Raw genomic sequence first — 21,802 nt, forward strand, 5'->3', positions numbered from 1 at the left:
TTTCCTTGATAATAGAATAGAACCGTATTGGCGTTTATTTGCCGCCAGTTACCGATAAGTTCACCTTAATAATGGAACCATATCGATAAGAAACGGGAAACAAGGCCAGCATCAGAAGAACGATTGGCCTTGTTTCTCCTTATGAAGGAGCTGCTACTATGCTGAATAGTGAAACCATTCATCCAGACAACCATACGTCCCAGCGTGCCGAAGGAGATCGTCCGCTTGGTCCGGTCAAAGCGGTAACCGAACGCGGCGATGGCGCTGTCCGGCTTCAATATGCGCAAGGCTCGGTTGACATTGCATTCTACAGCGATGATCTTGTGCAAGTAACGCTGCTTGGAAACGGCGAACCGGAAGCGGGCATCGGTACGGGCGAGGTCGAGCTGCCGGCTGTCCAGAAAGCGGCGCATGCGGCAGACGGCCAAAACTTGATAATCCGTGCAGGCAAACAAACGGTTGAGGTGGATCTGCTTACTTCTGCAATCCGTTTCGTATCCGCAGACGGCACCGTTGCTGCGCGTCAAATTGGCCTTGCGTGGAACGATAAGTGGAAGGCTACGGCCTATTTTGCCAAGTCGGACAAATCGCGTTTTTACGGCCTTGGCGAAAAAGCCGGATTTTTAAACAAAGCCGGCGAGCGTTACGAAATGTGGAATACGGACGTTTACTCCCCGCACGTGCAGGATATTGACGCGCTGTATCAATCAATCCCGTTTGTATTGCATGCTGACGGCGATACGTATACAGGCGTTTTCCTGGACAATCCGGGCCGCACGTTTGTAGATATGCGTTCGTTTGGCGATATGTTCAGCTTCGGCTGTGCAACGGGCGCGCTTCGTTATTATGTCATTTCCGGCCCGGATATGAAATCGGTAGTCAGCCGTTATACGGCGCTGACCGGCCGGATGAACATGCCGCCGATGTGGTCGCTAGGCTTCCATCAATCGCGTTACAGCTATATGGACCAGGAAGAGGTGCTGACGCTTGCGCGCACGTTCCGCGAGAAAGGCATTCCGCTGGATGCGATATATCTCGATATTCACTATATGGAAAGCTACCGCGTCTTCACATTCGATAAAGTCCGTTTCCCAGACCCTGCGGCTATGATCGCCGAGCTGAAGGAAATGGGCGTACGCATCGTGCCGATTGTAGACCCGGGCGTGAAAAAGACGGCCGTTGACGAAGTTTACCGCGAAGGCATTGAAAACGACTACTTCTGCAAATATATCGAGGGCAACCTGTTTGCCGGCAAAGTATGGCCGGGCGAAAGCGTCTTCCCGGACTTCTCGGATCCAAAGGCAGCCGAGTGGTGGGGCAGCCTGCATGCTTTTTATACCGAAATGGGCATCTCGGGCATTTGGAACGATATGAACGAACCGTCGGTATTCGACAGCGAATCGAAAACGATGGACGCGGAAGTGATGCACAATAACGGCGGCGTGCCAAAAACACACGGCGAAGTGCATAACCTGTACGGCTTGTGGATGTCCAAAGCGACCTACCAAGGGCTGGAGCGCCTGCTAGGCGGAGAGCGTCCGTTTGTACTGACACGCGCCGGATATGCCGGCATTCAAAAATATGCGACTGTCTGGACGGGCGATAACCGCAGCTATTGGGAGCATCTGGCGCAGTCCATTCCGATGATTATGAATCTTGGCTTGTCGGGCGTAGCGTTCTCGGGCGCCGATGTCGGCGGCTTCGCATCGCACACCAGCGCGGAGCTGCTGGCGCGCTGGACACAGGCGGGAGCTTTGCTTCCTTACTTCCGCAACCACAGCGAGCTTGGTTCGCTCCGTCAGGAGCCGTGGGCATTTGGTGAAACGGTGGAAAATATTTGCCGCACCTACATTAACCTCAGGTACCGCTTTATGCCGACGATTTACAGCCTGTTCCATGAAGCAAGCACAACAGGACTACCGCTTGTCCGTCCGCTTGTGCTCGAATACCCGACGGATCCGAATGTGGCGAACATGAACGATCAGTTCCTGCTTGGTACGGACATCCTGGTAGCGCCAATCTTGAAGCCGGGTGTATTTAACCGTTCGGTTTATTTGCCGGAAGGCGAGTGGTTCGATTACTGGACAGGCGAACGCTTGGAAGGCGGACGTTATGTGCTGGCGGATGCGCCGCTGGATACGATGCCGATGTATATGCGCGCAGGTTCCGTAGTCGTGCAGCAGACGGCTGCAGTAAGCCATACGGCGGAATCGGCAGCTGCCGCGCGTCATCTGGACGTGTATGTGCCGGCAGCCGGCAGCCTTGTCACGAATACGCTTCGCCATTATGAAGATGACGGCTTAACGACGGAATACCGCAGCGGCCGTTACGATCAGCTGGAGCTGACGCTGAAGGCTGAAGGCGCAAATGTAGAGCTGACGACGAAGGCCATCCATCAAGGCTTTGCTGACCGTTTGGCAGGACCGGTAACAGTGACGGTTCATGGCTTGGGCGAAGGCGCAGCGAGCGTGCTTGCTTGGGCGGCTGACGGCAAAGCTGTTGAGTCGAAGCAAGCAGGAACCGCTGCAGACGGCAGCGCGACGCTTGAATTTGCACAATGGCCGGCACGCATTACATGGACGGCTGGAGCAAAAGCTTAAGCGAAATATGAATGACCGCTCCCGGAAAGATTGTTGAATTCCGCGAGAGACGGTATAGAAGGCATAAATCAGAAGGAGCACCTGCAGCAGTGCGGCGAGATGATCGCACGGCTGCTGCAGGTGCTCCTTTTGGTTGTGGCGGAAACAGCCGCATCCAAGCTATTTGGCGCGGCTGCCGCTTCCGTTAAGCTAGGCTTGCTTCTCCGGCTTGTTTCTCGTTGGAACCGGGGCTGCCTGCATGCGGCTGATGCTTCGTGAAACGGTGTCCGCCGGCAGCCGGCTTCGTGCCGTTCACGATAGCTGACGCCAGCTTCTCCAGCTGAGCGGCATGTTTGTCATATTCGCTTTGCGTGATTTTGCCGCTGCTAAGCTGCTTGTCCAGCTGCGCGGTCACCTCTGCCGTCAGCGCCTGAACGACGGAATCGGCCGCGATGCCTTTGCTGCCCGCGATAGCCGCAACCGATTTGCCGGCCTTTAAATCGGCTGTCAGCTCATCTGAAGTTATGCCCAGCGCATCTGCGATCGCTGACGTATTAAATTGCGGCTTGAATCGGAAAGCTTTTTCGGAGAAGGGGCCTTTGCCGCCGTCTTCGGGTTTGGGGGTTGCCGCATCCAGCAGTTGGTCGGCAATCGCTCCTGCATCCCATGACGGCTTATCCGGTTTAGCTGACGTGGAAGAACCGTTGGCTGCCCCGGACGCGGCATCATTAGATTCGGAAGGCTTGTGTGCTTCCAGCCATGCAACAAGCTTGGCTTTGGCCGTATCGCGCGTAATGCCTTGCTCTTCGGCAATCGCTGCAAGCGATTTGCCGGCTTTACGGCCTTCCTTCAGGGCATCCGCCGAAATGCCAAGCGCATCCGCAAGCTGTTCAGATGATTCAAGGCGCTTGCCGCCGGCATTCCAGTGCGCGCCTGTCACTCGCCCGTGTTTGACAAGGCCGGCGGCATGTTCGCCTTTTGCATGTACAGGCTGGCTGGATGCGCTCGCCGCCGCGGTTGCCACTGAATGGCTGCCGGCAGCCGTCCCGCCGCCGATGGCGATTGCCAGTGCCACGACGGCCCAGCTTTTCGCATGCTTTTTTCGTACAGATGGGGATAAAGACTTCATGTTTTTTACCACCTCCGGTTTTGGAATGGTTTGCTTTACAAGGAGACTGTACATAAGCGGCCACCTTTAATGTACCTTTGCGATATGAACGGATCATGAACAAAGCATAACGAAAATGGAATATTTTGTGGACGCGCGTTATAATAAACCTGCCGGAAATATAGAAGAAAGCAGGTGCACTTATTGATGGAGTATGTGAAGCTTGGACGTACGGGACTTGAAGTTTCCCGGATTTGCCTTGGCTGTATGAGCTATGGCGATCCTGCACGCGGTAATCACGAATGGACATTAAATGAGGAGCAAAGCAGACCGTTTATTAAACGGGCGCTTGAGCTGGGCATCAACTTTTTTGATACGGCAAATGTATATTCAGACGGCACAAGCGAAGAGATCGTGGGCCGGGCGTTAAAAGATATGACAACGCGGGACGAGGTTGTAATTGCGACGAAAGTTCATGGCGTTATGCGCCAGGGGCCAAACGGCGGCGGATTGTCGCGCAAGGCGATTATGAGCGAAATCGACCACAGCTTGAGAAGGCTGGGCACCGATTATGTGGATCTGTATCAAATTCACCGGTGGGACCCCCGTACACCGATTGAAGAAACGATGGAAGCGCTCCATGATGTGGTCAAAGCCGGCAAAGCCCGCTATATCGGCGCTTCTTCCATGTATGCATGGCAGTTTCAAAAAGCGCAGTTTGCAGCTGAGCGTAACGGCTGGACCCAATTTGTTTCGATGCAGGATTATTACAATCTGCTGTACCGGGAGGAAGAGCGGGAGATGCTGCCGCTGTGCAAAGAAGACGGCATCGGCGTCATTCCGTGGAGCCCGCTCGCCCGCGGCAAGCTGACCCGCGATTGGGAGGATACAAGCGCCCGCTCGGAGACGGACCAGCTGTACAAACGGCTGTATTCCGCATCCGATGAAGCGGACCGCCAAGTGGTGCAGCGCGTAGCTGAAATTGCCGCGAAGCGGGAGCTGCCGCGCGCGCAGGTTGCGCTGGCTTGGCTGCTGCACAAGCAGCCGGTGACGGCGCCGATCGTAGGCGCAACGAAGCTGCGCCATCTGGAGGATGCGGCAGCGGCTGTTGCCGTGAAGCTGACGCCGGAAGAAATCGCAAGCCTGGAAGAGCCATATGTGCCGCATGTTGTAATGGGGCATTAACGGTTTAAGGCGAAAGGGGCTGTGCCATCGTCTGCAAGGATGACGGCACAGCCCTTTCATTTTTCAGCTGCCGGCCCGCGCTTTTAGCTCTTTGTATTCCTTGGGCGAGCAGCTGACGAATCTTTTGAACATTTGCGAGAAATATTTGTAGTCGCTGTAGCCGACCTTTTCGGCAACCGAATAGGTTTTGGCGCCCGGTTCGGCAAGCAGCGCTTTCGCTTTCTCAATCCGGTAGCGGTTCAGCCACTCCACGAAATTTAAACCCATCTCTTCCTTGAAGATGCGGCTTAAGTAATTTGGCGTTACATAGACGACGGCGGCTACGTCGGCAAGGCTTACTGCCCGGTCATAATTTTCCTCCATGTAACGAAGCGCGGTTTTGATAACCCCTTTGAATTTCTCGTTTTTGTTTTCCTGCACAAGCCCCGACAGCCGTCCGAGAAGATGATTCATCCAATTGCGCAGGTCTTCCAGCGTATCGAAACGCTCCATCTCCCGGTAAGGATTAAAGTCTGTCCCGATGATGCTGCTGACATCAACGCTCATCTCTTCAATGCCGCTGACCGACATGAGCAGCAGCCTGCCGCAAATGCTTCTGATCCGGGCCGCATCTGTCTGTCCGGCAGCAAAACGGTTGAAAATTTGATCAATGGCGTTCTGAAGCTCTGCCGTATTTATCGTTTTGAGGCAGCCGATAATGACCTTCTCCTCTTCGGAAGGGTACAGCACATGGTGCGGTGCAGGTGAAACCGCAAGGTCATGATAACGGATCAGGCTGGCTTTGCCTTTATGAATTTTGGCTTTAAGCGCGGAGAACGCTTCGGCGTAAGCGATGTTTAGGTCGGAAATCCGGCTGCATATGCCGCTGATTCCAATAGAAACGGAAAGCTTCAAATAGGTTCTGACCGCCTGCTGAATATCCTCGCAAATGCGGGCAATGAAATCCTCGTTCAGCCTGTTGCCGTTCATAAGCCCGATCAAATGATCGAACTCACTGTAGCAAACGAGGCCGGATGCATGAGACAACAACACTTCCTCGGCAATATTCATAACGGAGAAGCGGATTAATTCCCGTTTGCTTTCCGGCAAGTCTTCCGTCATGAGGGCAAAATCGTCGATATCGACAGCAAGCAAAATATGTTGCGGCCCGTCCAGCGGAATTTTCAGAAGCGCTGCCTTGTCCATAATAGATGCCGGATTGGAGAAACCGCCCTGCAATATGCGATTGATAAAATCGGATTTGATCGCTTGATAGTTTTCATTCAGCACCATATTTAATGATTGCTGATTCCGCTTATCCGCCTCCGCCCGCTTGATGTCTTCGCTTATTTTAAGAAGCAGCTCAATCAGCTCCTCTGCGCCAACCGGCTTAAGCAGGTAATCCTGCACGCCGATGGACAATGCTTCTTTCGCAAAGCTGAAGTCTTCGTAACCGCTCAGAATAACAATGCGCGCGGCGGGCAGCTCATTTTTTAATCGCCGTGCTAATTCCAGCCCATCCATCAGCGGCATGCGAATGTCGGTGACTACGATATGCGGCTTTAATTGAAGCGCCTTCTCCAAAGCTTCTGCGCCGTCCGCCGCTTCGCCGGCCACTTCAATCCCGTATTGCTCCCACTCGATGGACGTTCGAATACCTTTGCGAATATTGGGCTCATCGTCAACGATCAGCAGCTTGATCATGCTTTTATCCTCCTATATGAAACGGTTGTCTGACGATAACGGTCATGCCGCTGCCGGGAGAGGTCTGGAACGAAAGCCCATATTCCTGGCCGCAAATCAGATGAATCCGGTCGTTCACATTTTTAATGCCGAACCCGCGGTTGCCGTCTTTGATCTGCTGAAGCAGGGCAGTAATCTCCGCTTCATCCGCGCCTGCCCCATCGTCGGTAATCCGGTAAACGAGCTCTTCGCCCTCACGGCTGATCGTGATTCGAACGGTGCCGTGTTTTCCTTTTTTTTCAATGCCGTGATGGATGGCGTTTTCCACTAAAGGCTGAAGAACAAGCTTTACCGTTTTGCAGGCCATCGCTTCCGGCTCCGCTTGAATTTCGAAGCGGATGCTGTCCTCAAACCGTTTCTCCTGAATGAGAATATATGACTTCAAATGCTCGACTTCGCTGGCGACTGTTGTTTGCTCATTGCCGCTGTTTAAGCTTAACCGGAACAGTTTGGACAGCGCTTGAACGAGCTTCGAGCTTTCATAAGCTTTTTCCATTCGGGCCATCCAATAGATCGTATCAAGCGTGTTGTATAAAAAATGAGGATTGATCTGGGCTTGCAAAGCTTTCAGCTCGGCTTCTTTCTGTTTGAGCTGCCCGGCGTATACCTCATTGATAAGCTCGCCAAGCCGTCTTGACATTCGGTTGAAGCTTCGGCTGATCATTGCGATTTCGTCGTTGCCTTTGACGGGAAGCACCACGCTGAAATTTTCACTCTCCAGCGCTTTCATGGAGCGCCTGACCCGGTTAAGCGGGCTGAGCACTTTGTAGGAAAACAAAATAATCATAAGCAGGCATAATATAAAGCTCCCCAGAACGGCATATACCGTGACGTTCCGGATCATCTTCGTATCGCTGGACAGCTCGTTCATCGGCACCAAGTTTACCAGCTTCCAGCCCGGCCGGGATAGATTATAGTAGGTTTCGATATAGGGGTTTCCGTCCAGGCTTGCTTTAAAGTAGCCGCTGTTTTGTTGATAGAGCCTTCTATCATCGTATTTGCTGTCCAGCGTAGTGCCGATCCGGGATTTATCCAGCGAAGAGATAATTTGCTTATGCTCGTCGATAATGAAGTAATCGCTGCTGCCGCTGAGCAGCTTATCCCGGTAAATATCCGATATTTCCTGTTCATCCACATTGATTTTAATAAGGGCGAGGTCCGCTGAGATTTTATCGATATTTTTCAAAACCTTGATGTACGAAATCACTTTAAGGGGGGTATGGTTGTACTGCATAATCTCATCGGCAATCCATATGCCTTCGCCGCGCAAAGCAAACATTTGCTTCTGCAGCTCCGGGGTAATGGTATTTGTGCTGCTTGCCGAATCGAACTCCAGGCCGTTCATCCCTTTTACATAGATGGAGTAAATGTTGGTATGGAAAACAGCAAAGCTGTTTAACGCATTTTGGGCGGACAGCAGATAGTTGCGGGACCCCGCCACCTGGCTGTAGGAGAGCATGAAATATTTCATAAACTCCTTGTTTTGCCACAAGCTCAATGCGGAGTTGCTCATGTCGCTCAAGAAAAAGTTAATGTTTTCGCCGATTTGCTGAACTGTCTTGAGATTGGAGAGGCTCACCTTCTTCTCAATGATCCGGGTCGATTGAATATACGAGAATCCGCTTACAAAAATAAGGGGAATTAGTACAATGAGCAAAGAGAAGATCATAAATTTGTTTTGCAGGCTGAAAAACCATCTCTTAATCATAGAACCTCCAGGAAGTAGGATAGCTTCATCTAAAGATGTTGTCTGCTGGCTTTGAATCTTAATATAAACGCCTCATTTTCGTTTGGCAAAGGGATTTTGGATATAATGGCGTTTCCGGATAAATCGCAGACATTTTTATAATATCGTCACCTGTCGGCTGGCAAGAACGCTATGTACAATAAGAGCGTGCACAGGATAAACCGGTTAAAAATACAAGCAATTAACAGGAGGAAGTCAATGAAATCAAGACGTTGGAAAACAGCGGGTATATCGGTTGCGGCACTTACTTTGGGGATGTCTCTGATCGCAGGCTGCGGAGGGAACAATACAGACAACAGTTCCTCGCCTGCGGCAAACGGCGGCCAATCGGAAGCCGGCAATTCGTCAGAATCAAAAGCGCCAGCCAAAGAGCCGGTCAAGATTAAGTTCATGAACTTGTGGGCGAAGGACAGCACGGAGAACGTAGCAGTGACGGTACGCGCCCAGCTGGCAAAGTTTCAGCAAGAGAATCCGGACATTATCGTAGAAGAGGAATCCATCGGCGATCAGAATGCTTATTATACGAAATTGAAAACGCTGGCAGCCTCCAACGATCTTCCGGATATTTTCATCAGCAAAGGTTCGGAGCTGGCTATGTTCTCGCAAAATGAAACGACCGCTTCACTGGATGATTTGCTGAATGCGGACCCGGCCTGGAAGGACGGCTTCCTGCCAACCGCCTTTAACGACCTTAGCAGCGGGGGCCATACGTACGGCATCCCGTTCTCGATGCTGGCCACTTCGGTTGTTTATTACAATAAGCAGCTGTTTGCCGACGCCGGCATCGCCTCGTTCCCGAAAACATGGGCGGAGCTGCAGGATGCGGTTGATAAACTGAAAGCAAAAGGGGTTACCCCGATTGCGCTTGGCAATAAGGAGCAATGGGTCGCGGAGTCTTGTATTTTAAGCGCGCTTGGCGACCGGTTTACAGGTACGGACTGGTTTAACAGCATCATCAACAAATCCGGCGCGAAGTTTACGGACCCTGATTTCGTAAAAGGGTTGGCGGCGCTTCAAGATTTGGCGAAGCAAGGCGCGTTTAATGCCGACCTGAACAGCATCAACAATGACCAGCAAAAAACGCTTTATTTTAACGGCAAAGCAGCCATGTTTATGGAGGGCAGCTGGGCAATCGGCGCTGTAGCATCCGCTCCTAAAGAAGTGGCGGACAATACGGAAGTCGCGGTGCTTCCGGCGGTCGAAGGCGGCAAAGGCAACGCGCTTGCAACCTCGGGCGGAGCAGGGTCCGGCTATGCGGTTGGCATTAAAGGCTTCGAAGACAAAAAAGACGCGATCGCCAAAGTGCTTAAAGCGATCAGCGGCGAAGATTTCGCGAAGAGCCTCGCAGAGAAAGGCGAGCCGGTTGCATTCAAGGTAGCGGACTATGACAAGAGCAAAGTAAGCCCGCTTGCTGTTAAATATGCGGAGTTGTCCTCGCAGCTGCAATTTACGCCGATCTACGATTCTTACTTGAGCCCGGCGCTGATTAGCGTATTAAATGCCGATTTGCAAGCGCTGCTGATTAACGCGATATCTCCTGATGACTTGGCCAAGAAAGTTCAAGCGGAATACGAGAAAGCCAGCTAACGCGGCTACAACACGGGGCGCCGTTCGAAGATACAGCTCCGAACGGCGCTTTAAATAAGGAGTACCTAGCCATGAGCAGAAGCCCTTCTATGAAAATATCCAGAGTCGGACTGTTTGGCCTTCTGGCTCCGAGTATTGCAATCTATACGTTTATTATGATAGTCCCGCTTATTTTGTCCTTGTATTACAGCTTAACCGACTGGACGGGCGGGCCGGTCAAAAATTTTATCGGCCTTGATAATTATAAGCTGCTGGTGAAAGACAGCTTGTTCTGGCATTCCTTCAAAAACAATATTATCATTCTGGCGCTTACGCTTGTCATTCAAATGGGCCTTGCTTTCCTGCTGACGACGTTATTTATGTCCAAGGCATTGCGGCTGAAGGAATTTCACCGGACGGTCATTTTCTTCCCGGTCGTGTTATCGGCGGTTGTCGTCGGCTTCGTCTGGCAGATGATATACAGCCATGACTATGGCGTTTTGAATGCCCTCCTGAAGGCAGTTGGCCTCGATTCGTTGATCCGTCCTTGGCTGGACGATCCCAAAATTGTCATTTATGCTGTCACGCTGCCGCTGATTTGGCAGTATCTTGGAGTGCCCCTGATGATCTTTATATCGGCTGTTCAAGGCATTTCCAAAGATATTTATGAAACAAGCGAGCTGGACGGGTGTACGGGATTTAAGAAAGCGGTCTATATTACGTTTCCTTTAATCTACGACACGATCAAGGTGGTCATGATGCTCAGCATCTCCTCGAATATGCTTGTGTTCAGCCATATTTATGTAATGACAGGCGGAGGGCCGGGAACCAGTTCTATGGTGCTGGCGCAATACGCCTACAAAACTTCATTTGGCAGCATGCAGCTTGGTTACGGGAGTGCGGTTACGATCGGCATGTTTATATTAAGCTTTGGCATCATCCTGCTGTTCAAGCGGCTGGCGGAGGTGAAAAACTGATGTCCACCCGGTTGATGTTCGGCAGAGCGGGTCATTTTCTATTCAATGCTGTGATGGTCATTTTCTCGCTTGCCTGCGTGTTTCCGATTATTTGGATCATTTATTCCTCGCTGAAGACCAAAGACGAGTTTATGCTGAATTCGGTTTCGCTGCCTCATCAGCTTCAGTTCCACAACTATTATAAGGCGTTTGTGGAAGGCAAAATGTATCAGTATTTCATCAGCAGCACCTTAAACAGCGTGGTGACCGTTATCGTTGTGGTTGTGTTGTCCTTCTGCACCGCATATGCGCTGTCCAGATTCCGCTTCAAAGGCAGAAACATGATTTATACGTATTTTATCATCGGCATGCTTATTCCGGTTTATGGGCTGATCGTGCCGCTGTTCCTGCAGTTCAAGCAGCTTGGCATGTATGACCATTTTTATACGCTGCTTCTGCCTTATATCGCGATCCGGCTGCCGCTGCCGATTTTTCTATTGGAGAGCTTTATCCGTACTGTTCCTGCGGAGCTGGATGAGGCGGCCCATATGGACGGCGCTTCCACTTTCTACACCATGACCCGGATATTGCTGCCGATTTGCCGGCCGGCTATCGCAACGGTAATTATATTGTCTTTCCTGGATACATGGAACGAGTTCCCGTTTTCACTTGTACTGGTCAGCCATGATTCCTTCAAGACGCTGCCTGTCGGACTGACCAATTTCTATGGTCAATACACGTCGGATTATACAACCTTAATGGCTGCGATGGTATTGTCAATCCTGCCGGTTCTGGCGGTATATCTGGCGTTCTACAAAAATATTATGCAAGGCATGACCGCCGGAGCGGTGAAAGGGTGAGCCGGCGGCCGGCCGGTTTGCCGGATTGCAGCCTATAGACAAGGAGAGAAAGCAATGAAACTGACAAGACATGAGCATAACCCGATCGTCGTGCCGGGAGGAGCGGAATGGCGGCGAGCGGCTGTATTTAATCCGGGTGTGATCCGGGTTGGCGAGAAGTTTTATATGTACGAGCGGGCTGCGGCTTCGCTCCGCCCGTTCCAGACAAGCATCGGGCTGCTCGAAAGCGAAGATGGCGTAAACTTCAGCCCCGTGATGGATCGGCCGGTGTTTACTGCGGATATGCTTGGGTTCCCCGGCGGCAGTGTGGAAGATGCGCGTGTTGTTCAGATCGACGGCTTGTTTTATATGTGTTATGCGCTTCAGCCGTACAGCTTTGATTGCTGGCCGACAGGCACCGGCCTTCCAGCCTATTATCCGGAGCATTATCCGGAGTGGGCGGATAACAAGGTAGAGCCGATGATTACACGCTCGGGTATTGCCGTGTCCGAAGACGGCATTCATTTCAAGCAGCTTGGCTATACAACGCCGGCTGAGATTGATGACCGGGACAATGCCTTGTTCCCGGAGAAGATCGGCGGAAGGTTCGCTATTCTCCGTCGGCCCATGCAGTATGTCGGGGAAAGGTACGGGACGAACACGCCAGGCATATGGCTCAGCTATTCCCATGATTTGTTAGAGTGGACGGAACCTGAGCTGGTGGCGGTTGCGGAGAACATTGAGTGGGAAGGAACCAAGATTGGCGCAGCTGCTACCCCGATCAAGACAGACCGGGGCTGGCTGGTGCTTTATCATGGCGTGGATGCCCAGTCGGTCTACCGCGTAGGAGCATTGCTGCTTGATCTGGATAACCCTGCAAAGGTCATTGGAAGAACGCGGGAGCCGATCATGGAGCCGGAAACCTATTACGAACGTTTTGGGCTGGTTCTGCCTAACGTCGTGTTCCCGACAGCGAATCTCGTTATAGATGGAACGGTGTATATTTATTACGGATGCTGCGATACCTGTATCGGGCTTGCTACTGTGCCGCTGGAAGAGCTGCTTGCTTCGTTGGCTTACGCAAGTTAAGCCCGTTTATTAGGCGGGTCAGATGCTAGGAACTGCATGATGTATGAGCTTGCTTATGCGGCGGGCTTAATGGGATAAGCAATCCAGGATGCGTATGCCTTATTGCGAATAAGCTTTTCACAAAGCTGTTCGGAGAGGATATGTATCCTGGATTGTTTTTTTGCATCCACCATGAAGCAGGAGCAGATTATCGCTTTTTTTATTCTTTTAACATGGCACTACGCCAGCGCGTTTCCGCTTTCCCGCCCTCTTTTCGCAAATGGGCCAAAAAGGTGTAAAATAGCTGTATACATAGCAAGGAGGTTAGGATAACCGATGAGTTACGAAACTTATTTTCAAAATAACCGCGAGAAGCATCTCGCAGAACTGAAGGAATGGCTTGCCATTCCAAGCATCTCGGCGTTGTCCGAGCATAAGCCGGATATGGTGAAAGCGGCCCAATGGCTCGTGGACAAAATCAAGCAAGCAGGCCTCGAGCATGTGGAACTGCATGAAACGAAAGGGCATCCGATCATTACGGCGGATTACCTTCACGCCCCGGGCAAGCCGACGGTTTTGGTTTACGGCCACTATGACGTGCAGCCTGTTGATCCGCTGAATCTGTGGGTGACGCCGCCGTTTGAGCCGGACATCCGCGACGGCAAACTGTACGCACGCGGTTCGACAGACGACAAAGGCCAGCTGTTCCTTCACATTAAAGCGCTGGAAGCGATTATAAAGGAAGAAGGCACTTTGCCGGTTAACATCAAGCTGTGCGTCGAAGGCGAAGAGGAAATTTCCAGCGCGAACCTTCCGGGTTTCCTGGAAGCCAACAAGGAGAAGCTTGCAGCCGATGCCATTCTTATTTCGGATACGTCGCTGCTGGAGAAAGGCAAGCCGGCGATCAGCACCGGACTTCGCGGCTTATGCGCGCTGGAGCTGCACGTGGACACCGCCAATACGGACCTGCACTCCGGCACTTACGGCGGCGGCGTGCCTAACGCATTGCATGCGATTGTTTCACTGCTTGCTTCGCTGCATGATGACAAGGGCCGCGTAACCGTGGAAGGATTTTACGATGGGGTGCCGGACATCTCTCCGCTCATGAAGGAAGAGTTCCAGAAGCTGAACCTGAATGAAGAGCAGCTGCGTGAAAGCCTTGGCCTCGAGCAGCTGTACGGCGAAGAAGGATTTACGTTTGTGGAGCGGACGGGCGCGCGCCCGACACTGGAGCTGAACGGCGTGTACGGCGGTTTTCAGGGCGAAGGCTCAAAGACGGTTATTCCGAAGGAAGCCCATGCCAAAATCACCTGCCGCCTCGTTGGCAACCAAGATCCTGCAGCCGTGCTGGAAAATATTAAGCGGCACCTGCACAGCCACATTCAGCCGGGCGCAAAGCTGACGATCAAAGACGGCGAGAAAGCCCGCGCCTTCAATATCGACCCGTCACACCGGATGCTGCAGCTGGCTGCGGACGCTTATGAGGATGTGTACGGCGTACGCGCGCTGTTTACGAAAGACGGCGGCTCGATTCCGATTGTAGAAACATTTTCCCGTGTGCTGGGAGCGCCGGCTGTGCTGATGGGCTTTGGCCTGCCGGACGAAAATCTGCATGCGCCCAATGAACATTTCAACCTGGAAAACTTCGACAAAGGGCTGCTGACGATCGTTTCGTACCTGAAACGAATTTAATGGCACCGAGCCGGGTCAACAAGCCGGCAAGCACATACGAGCAACCAAGCTTTGCGCATTCGCTGCGCAAAGCTTTTTTTTCTTCTAGTTCCCCCGTATGAAAAAAACAGAAAGTATTGCCCGAATGGAAGCGCTGTCGTACGATGGAAGCAGTTATAAGCATCTACTTTCCATAGGGGGACGAAATCGGATGAAGCTTCATTATAAGAAACCTGCCCAGGTCTGGACAGAAGCGCTGCCAATCGGCAATGGAAGGCTCGGCGCCATGGTGTTTGGAGGTGCAAAGACGGAGCTGGTCCAGCTTAACGACGATACGTTGTGGTCCGGTTATCCGCGCGATTGCAATAATCCGCAAGCGAAAGAGTGGCTGCCGGTGGTTCGGAAGCTGGTAGCGGAAGGGAACTATAAGGAAGCGAACGAAGCGGCCAAAAACATGCTGGGCGACAATGTGCAATCTTATATGCCGCTGGGCGATCTGCATGTGCAGCTGGAGCATGGGGAGGCGATCGGCCGTTACACAAGGGAGCTTGTGCTGGAGGAAGCGGCGGCCAAGGTGGAATATGAAGCGGGCGGCACGGTATACCGCCGGGAGACATTTGTTTCGTTCCCGCATCAAGTTGTCGTGATGCACTTGACGGCGGACAAGCCGGGCAAGCTTTCCTTCCATGCGAAGCTGGACAGCATCCTGCGCCACGAAACCTATGGCGAAGGCGGCCGGTTCATCATGAGAGGGCTTGCGCCGGAGCAGGTGCTGCCGAATTATATCGACGCGGCGGATTCGGTTGTCTACGGCGATGCCGGCAATACGGACGGCATGTCGTTCGAAGGGCGGCTTGCCGTTAAAACAAGCGGCGGGTCCATCGACTGCGACAGCAGAGGCATTCATGTGAACGGTGCGACAAGCGCAACCCTTTATGTAAGCGCGGCGACAAGCTTTAACGGGTTCGACCGGAATCCCGGCCGGGACGGCAAAGCGCCCGGACCTATTGCGGAAGCGGCGCTGGCGGAAGCGATGGCGCTTCCGTACGAGTCGCTTCGTGCTGCGCATACGGAAGATTTCGGAGCGCTGTTTAATCGGGTCAGCATCCGGCTGGGCGAACCGCTTGCTCCGGAGGAGCTTTCCACGGAGGAGCGGATTGCAGAATACGGAGCTAAAGATCCCGGACTGGTAGAACTTCTTTATCAATACGGCCGTTATTTGCTTATATCGAGCTCGCGTCCCGGCACACAGCCTGCCAACTTGCAGGGCATATGGAACAAGGAGCTTCGCGCTCCTTGGAACAGCAACTGGACGTTGAACATTAATGCAGAAATGAACTATTGGCCGGCGGAGACCGCCAATTTGGCGGAATGCCATGAGCCGTTGCTTGATTTGATTGGCAGCTTGTCCGTGAACGGCCGGGCGACGGCCGAAACGAATTACGGCGCGCGCGGCTGGACGACGCACCATAACGCCGACATTTGGGCGTATACTGCCCCGGCTGGCAGCGATCCGGTATGGGCGATGTGGCCGATGGGCGGCGTATGGCTGTCGCAGCATTTGTGGGAGCGGTTCGCGTTTGGCCGCGATCAGGAATATTTGCGCGGGCAGGCCTATCCGATTATGAAGGAAGCGGCGCTGTTTTGCCTGGATTGGCTGTTTGAAGATGGACAAGGCCGGCTTATTACATCACCGTCCACGTCGCCGGAGCATAAATTCCGCTTGGAGGACGGCAGCCTCGTAGCGGTAGGCGCCGCATCAACGATGGATTTGTCGCTGATTTGGGACTTGTTCACGAACTGCATCGAGGCGGCTGAAACGCTGGATATCGATGCAGAATTCCGCGGAGAGCTGCAGGCAGCATTAAACAAGATGCTGCCAATGCAAATCGGCCAATACGGCCAGCTGCAGGAGTGGTCCGTCGATTTTGAGGACGAGGATGTGCATCATCGCCACGTTTCCCATTTGTTTGGCGTCTATCCGGGGCGCCAGCTGACGAAAGCAGGTACGCCGGAGCTGTTTGAAGCGGCTCGGAAATCGCTGGAGCGCCGCGGGGACGACGGCACCGGTTGGAGCTTGGGATGGAAGGTTGGCTTGTGGGCCAGATTTGGCGACGGCAACCGTTCGCTGGGGCTGCTCGGCAATCTGCTGCGTTTGGTGAAGGAAGACGATCCATCGTACCATCATGGCGGCGGTGTGTATCCGAACTTGTTCGACGCCCATCCGCCGTTCCAAATCGACGGCAACTTTGCCGCCACGGCGGGCATCAACGAAGCGCTGCTGCAGTCGCATCAAGGCTTCCTTGATTTGCTGCCGTCTTTGCCGGACAGCTGGCCGGAAGGTCATATTACCGGCTTAAGAGCACGCGGCGGCTTTGAAGTGAGCTTGTTCTGGAGCGGGGGCCGCCTCGCGAAGGCGGAGTTGGTATCGCTGAACGGCGAGCCTTGCCGGTTCCGCGCATCGCTAAGCCCGGTTTCGCTCCAGCAGGAGGAACAAGCCATACCGCTTGTACAAGACAGCGGGCTGTACCGGTTTGCAACCGAAGCAGGACAACGGTATACGATACTTTTTTAATTTCATGCCCCTAAGCCGCCCAGCCCGTTGACCGCCGGGTGCTGCTCTTGACCGAGCGGCACCCGGCGCCAATACGGCTGTTGGCGGCTTTTTTTTACGGCTGCCCGTTCCTGAATTCTACAGCAGCGCAAGCGCCTGCTCCACAGGCATGTACGGATAGCCAAGATCTTTGGCGACTGCTTCGTAAGTGACATACCCTGCGGCTGTATTGGTGCCGCTGCGCAAAGCGGGGCTTGCGGATAACGCTTCGCGTGCGCCGAGCCTCGCAAGCTGCAGAGCATAGGGCAATGTGGCGTTGGTCAAGCCAAGCGTAGAGGTGCGCGGTACGGCGCCCGGCATGTTGGCTACGGCATAATGGACCACGCCATGTTTGACATAAGTGGGATTGTCGTGGGTTGTCGTATGATCAATGGTCTCCACGATGCCGCCTTGATCGACAGCTACATCCACGATGACGGAGCCCGGCCGCATCGCGCGAACCATAGGTTCGGTCACCAGCTTGGGCGCTTTGGCGCCTGGAATAAGCACCGCTCCGATAAGCAGATCCGCTTCGGCGGAGGCTTCGGCAATTGAAGCGGGAGAGGAAGCAAGCGTATGGATGTCCCGGCCAAACATATCTTCAAGCTGGCGCAGCCGTGCCAGATTGGAATCGATAATGGTTACGTCAGCGCCCATCCCGACTGCGATTTTAGCCGCATTTGTGCCAACGACACCGCCGCCGATAATGACGGTCTTTCCGCGCGTCACACCGGGAATACCCGACAGCAATATGCCTTTGCCGCCGTTATGCTTCTCCAGCAGCTGAGCGCCAACTTGCACGGCCATCCGTCCTGCAACCTCGCTCATAGGCGTCAGCAGAGGAAGCGAGCCGCCGTCCAATACGGTCTCATAAGCAATCGCGGTAACGCCGGATTGGACAAGCGCCTTGGTCAGCTCCGGTTCGGCCGCAAGATGCAAATAAGTGAACAGCAGCAGGCCGTTCCGGAACAGGCTGTATTCGCTGGCAATCGGCTCTTTCACTTTCATAATCATATCCGCAGCCGCCCATACCTCTCCGGCTTGCTCCAGCAAAGCCGCACCCGCAGCTTTATATTCCGCATCGGCAAAGCCGCTGCCGGCGCCTGCTCCTGCTTCTACATATACGGTATGCCCGTTCAGCACCATTGATTTTGCTCCGGCAGGCGTTAAAGCTACCCGGTTTTCATTGTTTTTGATTTCTTTTGGAACTCCGATTTTCATAGCTGGCCACCTCTCCGTCCGTTGGCGGTCCAATCCGGACCTTCTTGTAATATCATATTCAGCCGCATGGCTTCTTTCAGTGGGGCAATCGTCTATTTTACAGCGTTGACAATGGAAAGGGCGCTAATACTTGCGCCTGGCGAATTGAAGGAAAAGAGCAGCATGGCTGCGGCAAAATGAAAAACCCGCCCTGTTATAGAGGCGGGCGGGTTGCAGCTGTTACGGTTCGAGATCAAGTGTTGGCGTCTGGTCGAAGAAGTTCCACGGCTTCAGCATCGTATATACCCATTCGGTTGGCATAATCGGCCATTCCTCCGCGCGGGCGACATGGGTCGTGCCGGTTGTCATCCATACGACATCGTCCGTATTGACGATCGAATCGTTATTGGATGTGAATTGGCCGAGGCCGGTGTCCTTGTCGGAACGGTTCGGATATTTGCCTTCCGGGTACCGTTCATTCGGATCGTAGCGGGTTACCCACAGCTGCTTGTCCATAAAGTTAACGCGGTTGAACAGCCATTCATCCTCCGCAAAGTTGGCGCCTTTTGCAATCGGGTGTGTACCTCCTGCATACGGAATGATTTGGTAAGAGACCGGGTTGCCGACTTTGTTTTCCTTATTCGTATTGGCCAGCAGACGGATCGTGGAAGGATCAAACTTTTGCGCGGCGTCTTTTTCATTCGTCACGATTTTTTGCTCAGTCGTCATGACGCTTGTGCGCGGGCCGCCTTCCGTATTGTCGGCCACAATCGGATTGATCTCCATCAATGAGTTCTGCTCGCCGTCCACGTCCATGTCGAGGCGGAAGTTGTAAATATGCTGATGCGTCGTGCCCACGATATTATGGTCGATCAGCGTCCCGTATTTCGTGTCGTCGGCAGCCGTATCGTCATGCATCGTACTGGACACAACACCTTTAACCGCTTCAATGCCCGTCGCGCCGGCGTTAATTTTGATCGTGCCGTTCTGGTCGAATATCCAATCAAATATATAATCGTAATTGCCGACGGTGCTGATCCAGCGGATAACCAGCTCGCGGCGCTCGCGGCTTACATTATCCTGGCCCATCTCCTGATGCTTGTATTCCGGACCGCTATATTGCTCGAATACGGCAATCGCGTTTGGAATCGTCATCGGCGCGCCTGTATAATCGGCTATCGTTGCATCCATTAATACCGCATTGTCCGGAACGTCGGTGCCGCGCTGCATCGGCGAAGTAAGAGTGCCCATGCCGTATTCGCCCGAATCAAGGTACGCCTTGAAGTACCAGCCCACATCGGGATCGCCGTAAGGCACAATCATGCCGCCAAGCGAACCTTCATACATAATTTTGCGCTTTGTGCCATGGTCGTTATAAGTAACGGTGGATAAAACGGGGCCGACACGCGAGTCGAGCCGGACGTGCAAATCCCAGTTTTGCCAATGGATCGTATGGCCGCCTGTAATCGTATAGTTGGTGCCTTCCGGCTCCGAAATTTCGAGCGGTTTGGATGAAACCTTATTAGGCTGGTCGCTGCCGTCAAATGGCCTTGGCGCCATTGGAATCGGCACAACGCCGTCGTCTTCGATTTTAATAACTTTCTTCTGTTCCAGATCGACGACTGCTACCAGATTTTCGATCGGGTGCGCCCAATAATTGCCGTCGCCGGTGTTCAGGTAGGCTACAACTTTCAGCAGCCGCAAGTCCTGCTTCAATTCATCTTTCCCGTCAAAATAACCAACCGTGAGCGGTGTCGAGACCACCTGCTTCACGTCGCTGATGCCTCTTTTCTTTAACGCCTCCGCATATTCGGGGCTTGCTTCAATGGCTGACTGTACCGTTGCGAAGTCGTCCAGCAGCACCATGCCATGCGCGCCTTCCACAACATGCCAGCCCGTTACTTTCTTGGCGACGAGATCGGCTTCCCCTTCAATCACCTGCTTGCCGTTCAAGATGACGAACTGGGCGCTGCGGTTCGCAGTCGGTTCCTGCCCGGTATAAACGAAATTCCAAACCTCTGATTTGGGCGGTGTCTTAAGCGAAATTTCAGTAAAACGGAAATTGTCCTCGTATTTGCCCGCTGCTTTAATAATCGAAACAGTTTCGGTGATTTCATCCTGCGTCAGCGGATTAAGCGGATGAGGCTGGCTTTCCACCTGGAAAGTCTGGTCCAGTCCCGACTGGAAGATGTCGTTAACAAAATGATGCGACACATATGCCTGGCCGTTTTTCATAATAACGGGACCTTCCAGCTGTATGCTTTTACCGTTCAGCAGCGCGTCCGCCGAGTTAGGTTTTACTTTTACCGTAGTGCCGTTTTTGGTAATCGTAATCGTACCGGAAAAAGCGTCCCATTTCACCGCAGCGCCAAATTGCTCCAGCGTGGCGCGCAGCGGAACAAAGTCCTCCGAGCCGCCATGGGCATAGGCGACAGGATGAGCCAGCGGTACAAAGGAGCCGCTTCCGAACGCAATGGTGACAGCCGTTCCGAGGGCGGCTGTTTTTGCTGCAATTGATTTTTTAATTGGCATCCGTATTTCCTCCCCAATGCTTTATATATGTCAATAATAATGACATTGAAATGGGGTGTATTGTAAAAAACGGAACTATATCGTTGATTTGTGTTATGTTATCTTACATAATAATAGAAACATAAAATCGGCATTTGATAATCTATTCGAAACGGGGCTGCAGCTATGCAGGAACATTGGGGAAACGCCGCAGACGGTTATCGCGGCATTCAGTTCGGATTTGAATGGAACACTTTATTGTACATAGAGAAGAAAGTGCTGTACGGCGAAGAGCCGGTGTTGTATTACCAGTTTCGGACCAGGAAGGACGGGGACGGATTAAGGGTGGTGCCGGACGGCTGCGTCGACCTGCTGTTCTGCTGTGATCCGGCCCGCCCGTTTGCTATGGTTTGCGGCAGTGTGCTCGCCGGGCAGCGGATAACGTTTTTGAACGATACCGATTATTTTGGCGTGCGGCTGACGCCTGCTCTCAGCATGCAAATTCCGGGGCTTCCGTTAAAAGAACTGGTCGAGGTGCAGGCGCCCATCGAACAAGTATGGGCTTCTTATGCGCATGCAAGCGAACAAATCGCCGCATGCCGCGGGCTGAATGAGCGCATCCGCTATTTTGAACGGCTGGGCAGGAACATGTTGTCCGCACAGGAAGACATGACCGGCTTAGTAACGTACTGCTTGCATGCAGTGCATGCCTCCAAAGGGCTTGTGCCGGTTCAGGAGCTGTCGGCGTATACCGGTTATTCGGAACGTTACGTCCGCACGAAGTTTGAGAACGCATTAGGCATGCCGCCCAAAATGTACAACCGCATTATCCGGTTTCAGCATGCGCTGCGCTCGATGATGGCGGACGGCGTGCTGCTGATGGATGTGGCGGACAGCCACGGTTACTATGACCAGGCGCATTTTGCCAAAGAGTTTAAAACCTTTACCGGAATGACGCCCCGGCAGCTGCAGCAGGAACGCGCCGGCGGCGTTGGCCGTTAACCGGAGCGCGCCGTTCCCCATATTTTAATGAAGTTTCTGCATGATTGCGCCGGCA

At 53.1% G+C, this 21,802-nt stretch carries 14 protein-coding genes; 9 read left to right on the forward strand and 5 right to left on the reverse strand.

Features of this window, described 5'->3' with window-relative positions; genetic code table 11:
• Nucleotides 1-158 precede the first annotated feature (158 nt).
• Nucleotides 159-2,600: a glycoside hydrolase family 31 protein gene (locus tag ET464_RS18155; protein ID WP_129443366.1), complete on the forward strand. Its 2,442-nt coding sequence runs from the start codon at nucleotides 159-161 to the stop codon at nucleotides 2,598-2,600.
• 184 nt (nucleotides 2,601-2,784) lie between these two features.
• On the opposite strand, the gene ET464_RS18160 is transcribed toward ET464_RS18155, so the two are convergent.
• Nucleotides 2,785-3,708, reverse strand: coding sequence for a hypothetical protein (locus ET464_RS18160; protein ID WP_129443368.1), 924 nt, complete (start codon nucleotides 3,706-3,708; stop codon nucleotides 2,785-2,787).
• A gap of 186 nt (nucleotides 3,709-3,894) precedes the next feature.
• Between ET464_RS18160 and ET464_RS18165 the strand changes: the two genes are divergently transcribed.
• Nucleotides 3,895-4,872 carry an aldo/keto reductase gene (locus ET464_RS18165; RefSeq protein ID WP_129443370.1) on the forward strand — a complete coding sequence of 326 codons (978 nt, stop codon included), beginning with the start codon at nucleotides 3,895-3,897 and terminating at the stop codon, nucleotides 4,870-4,872.
• Nucleotides 4,873-4,935: 63 nt separating this feature from the next.
• On the opposite strand, the gene ET464_RS18170 is transcribed toward ET464_RS18165, so the two are convergent.
• A complete protein-coding gene (locus ET464_RS18170; protein ID WP_129443372.1) occupies nucleotides 4,936-6,555 on the reverse strand; it encodes a response regulator in 1,620 nt (539 codons plus the stop codon).
• 4 nt (nucleotides 6,556-6,559) lie between these two features.
• Entirely contained in the window at nucleotides 6,560-8,302 is a 1,743-nt protein-coding gene (locus ET464_RS18175) for a cache domain-containing sensor histidine kinase (RefSeq protein WP_129443374.1), read from the reverse strand.
• A 237-nt stretch (nucleotides 8,303-8,539) separates the two neighbouring features.
• Between ET464_RS18175 and ET464_RS18180 the strand changes: the two genes are divergently transcribed.
• The 6 genes from ET464_RS18180 (at nucleotide 8,540) to ET464_RS18205 (ending at nucleotide 17,016) form a co-directional block, all read left to right on the forward strand.
• Nucleotides 8,540-9,928, forward strand: coding sequence for an extracellular solute-binding protein (locus tag ET464_RS18180; RefSeq protein WP_129443376.1), 1,389 nt, complete (start codon nucleotides 8,540-8,542; stop codon nucleotides 9,926-9,928).
• Nucleotides 9,929-10,017: 89 nt separating this feature from the next.
• Entirely contained in the window at nucleotides 10,018-10,884 is an 867-nt protein-coding gene (locus tag ET464_RS18185; protein ID WP_244226588.1) for a carbohydrate ABC transporter permease, read from the forward strand.
• Entirely contained in the window at nucleotides 10,884-11,723 is an 840-nt protein-coding gene (locus ET464_RS18190) for a carbohydrate ABC transporter permease (RefSeq protein WP_129443380.1), read from the forward strand. The genes ET464_RS18185 and ET464_RS18190 overlap by 1 nt, the downstream gene beginning before the upstream one ends.
• 54 nt (nucleotides 11,724-11,777) lie before the next feature.
• Complete coding sequence (locus tag ET464_RS18195; RefSeq protein ID WP_129443382.1) at nucleotides 11,778-12,791, forward strand: glycoside hydrolase family 130 protein; 1,014 nt, start codon at nucleotides 11,778-11,780, stop codon at nucleotides 12,789-12,791.
• 315 nt (nucleotides 12,792-13,106) lie between these two features.
• Nucleotides 13,107-14,462 carry a dipeptidase gene (locus ET464_RS18200; RefSeq protein ID WP_129443384.1) on the forward strand — a complete coding sequence of 452 codons (1,356 nt, stop codon included), beginning with the start codon at nucleotides 13,107-13,109 and terminating at the stop codon, nucleotides 14,460-14,462.
• A gap of 190 nt (nucleotides 14,463-14,652) precedes the next feature.
• Nucleotides 14,653-17,016 (forward strand): glycoside hydrolase family 95 protein, encoded by a 2,364-nt coding sequence (locus ET464_RS18205; RefSeq protein ID WP_129443386.1) that lies wholly within the window; start codon nucleotides 14,653-14,655, stop codon nucleotides 17,014-17,016.
• 117 nt (nucleotides 17,017-17,133) lie between these two features.
• Here the strand turns inward: ET464_RS18205 and ald are convergent, their stop codons facing one another.
• Entirely contained in the window at nucleotides 17,134-18,255 is a 1,122-nt protein-coding gene (gene ald / locus ET464_RS18210) for an alanine dehydrogenase (protein ID WP_129443388.1), read from the reverse strand.
• Nucleotides 18,256-18,474: 219 nt separating this feature from the next.
• A complete protein-coding gene (gene tynA, locus ET464_RS18215; RefSeq protein WP_129443390.1) occupies nucleotides 18,475-20,766 on the reverse strand; it encodes a primary-amine oxidase in 2,292 nt (763 codons plus the stop codon).
• 165 nt (nucleotides 20,767-20,931) lie between these two features.
• Between tynA and ET464_RS18220 the strand changes: the two genes are divergently transcribed.
• Entirely contained in the window at nucleotides 20,932-21,747 is an 816-nt protein-coding gene (locus ET464_RS18220) for a helix-turn-helix domain-containing protein (RefSeq protein WP_129443392.1), read from the forward strand.
• The last annotated feature ends 55 nt before the right edge of the window (nucleotides 21,748-21,802 follow it).

The sequence above is a fragment of the Paenibacillus protaetiae genome, assembly GCF_004135365.1.
In the GTDB taxonomy this organism is placed as follows: domain Bacteria; phylum Bacillota; class Bacilli; order Paenibacillales; family Paenibacillaceae; genus Paenibacillus_AP; species Paenibacillus_AP protaetiae.

What these genes read in the sequence shown, in the direction of transcription:
- ET464_RS18170 (WP_129443372.1), bottom strand. Translation starts at nt 6,555, where the DNA reads ATGATCAAGCTGCTGATCGTTGACGATGAGCCCAATATTCGCAAAGGT.
- tynA (WP_129443390.1), bottom strand. Translation starts at nt 20,766, where the DNA reads ATGCCAATTAAAAAATCAATTGCAGCAAAAACAGCCGCCCTCGGAACG.
- ET464_RS18195 (WP_129443382.1), top strand. Translation starts at nt 11,778, where the DNA reads ATGAAACTGACAAGACATGAGCATAACCCGATCGTCGTGCCGGGAGGA.
- ET464_RS18180 (WP_129443376.1), top strand. Translation starts at nt 8,540, where the DNA reads ATGAAATCAAGACGTTGGAAAACAGCGGGTATATCGGTTGCGGCACTT.
- ET464_RS18220 (WP_129443392.1), top strand. Translation starts at nt 20,932, where the DNA reads ATGCAGGAACATTGGGGAAACGCCGCAGACGGTTATCGCGGCATTCAG.
- ET464_RS18165 (WP_129443370.1), top strand. Translation starts at nt 3,895, where the DNA reads ATGGAGTATGTGAAGCTTGGACGTACGGGACTTGAAGTTTCCCGGATT.
- ET464_RS18160 (WP_129443368.1), bottom strand. Translation starts at nt 3,708, where the DNA reads ATGAAGTCTTTATCCCCATCTGTACGAAAAAAGCATGCGAAAAGCTGG.
- ald (WP_129443388.1), bottom strand. Translation starts at nt 18,255, where the DNA reads ATGAAAATCGGAGTTCCAAAAGAAATCAAAAACAATGAAAACCGGGTA.
- ET464_RS18155 (WP_129443366.1), top strand. Translation starts at nt 159, where the DNA reads ATGCTGAATAGTGAAACCATTCATCCAGACAACCATACGTCCCAGCGT.
- ET464_RS18185 (WP_244226588.1), top strand. Translation starts at nt 10,018, where the DNA reads ATGAAAATATCCAGAGTCGGACTGTTTGGCCTTCTGGCTCCGAGTATT.
- ET464_RS18200 (WP_129443384.1), top strand. Translation starts at nt 13,107, where the DNA reads ATGAGTTACGAAACTTATTTTCAAAATAACCGCGAGAAGCATCTCGCA.
- ET464_RS18205 (WP_129443386.1), top strand. Translation starts at nt 14,653, where the DNA reads ATGAAGCTTCATTATAAGAAACCTGCCCAGGTCTGGACAGAAGCGCTG.
- ET464_RS18190 (WP_129443380.1), top strand. Translation starts at nt 10,884, where the DNA reads ATGTCCACCCGGTTGATGTTCGGCAGAGCGGGTCATTTTCTATTCAAT.
- ET464_RS18175 (WP_129443374.1), bottom strand. Translation starts at nt 8,302, where the DNA reads ATGATTAAGAGATGGTTTTTCAGCCTGCAAAACAAATTTATGATCTTC.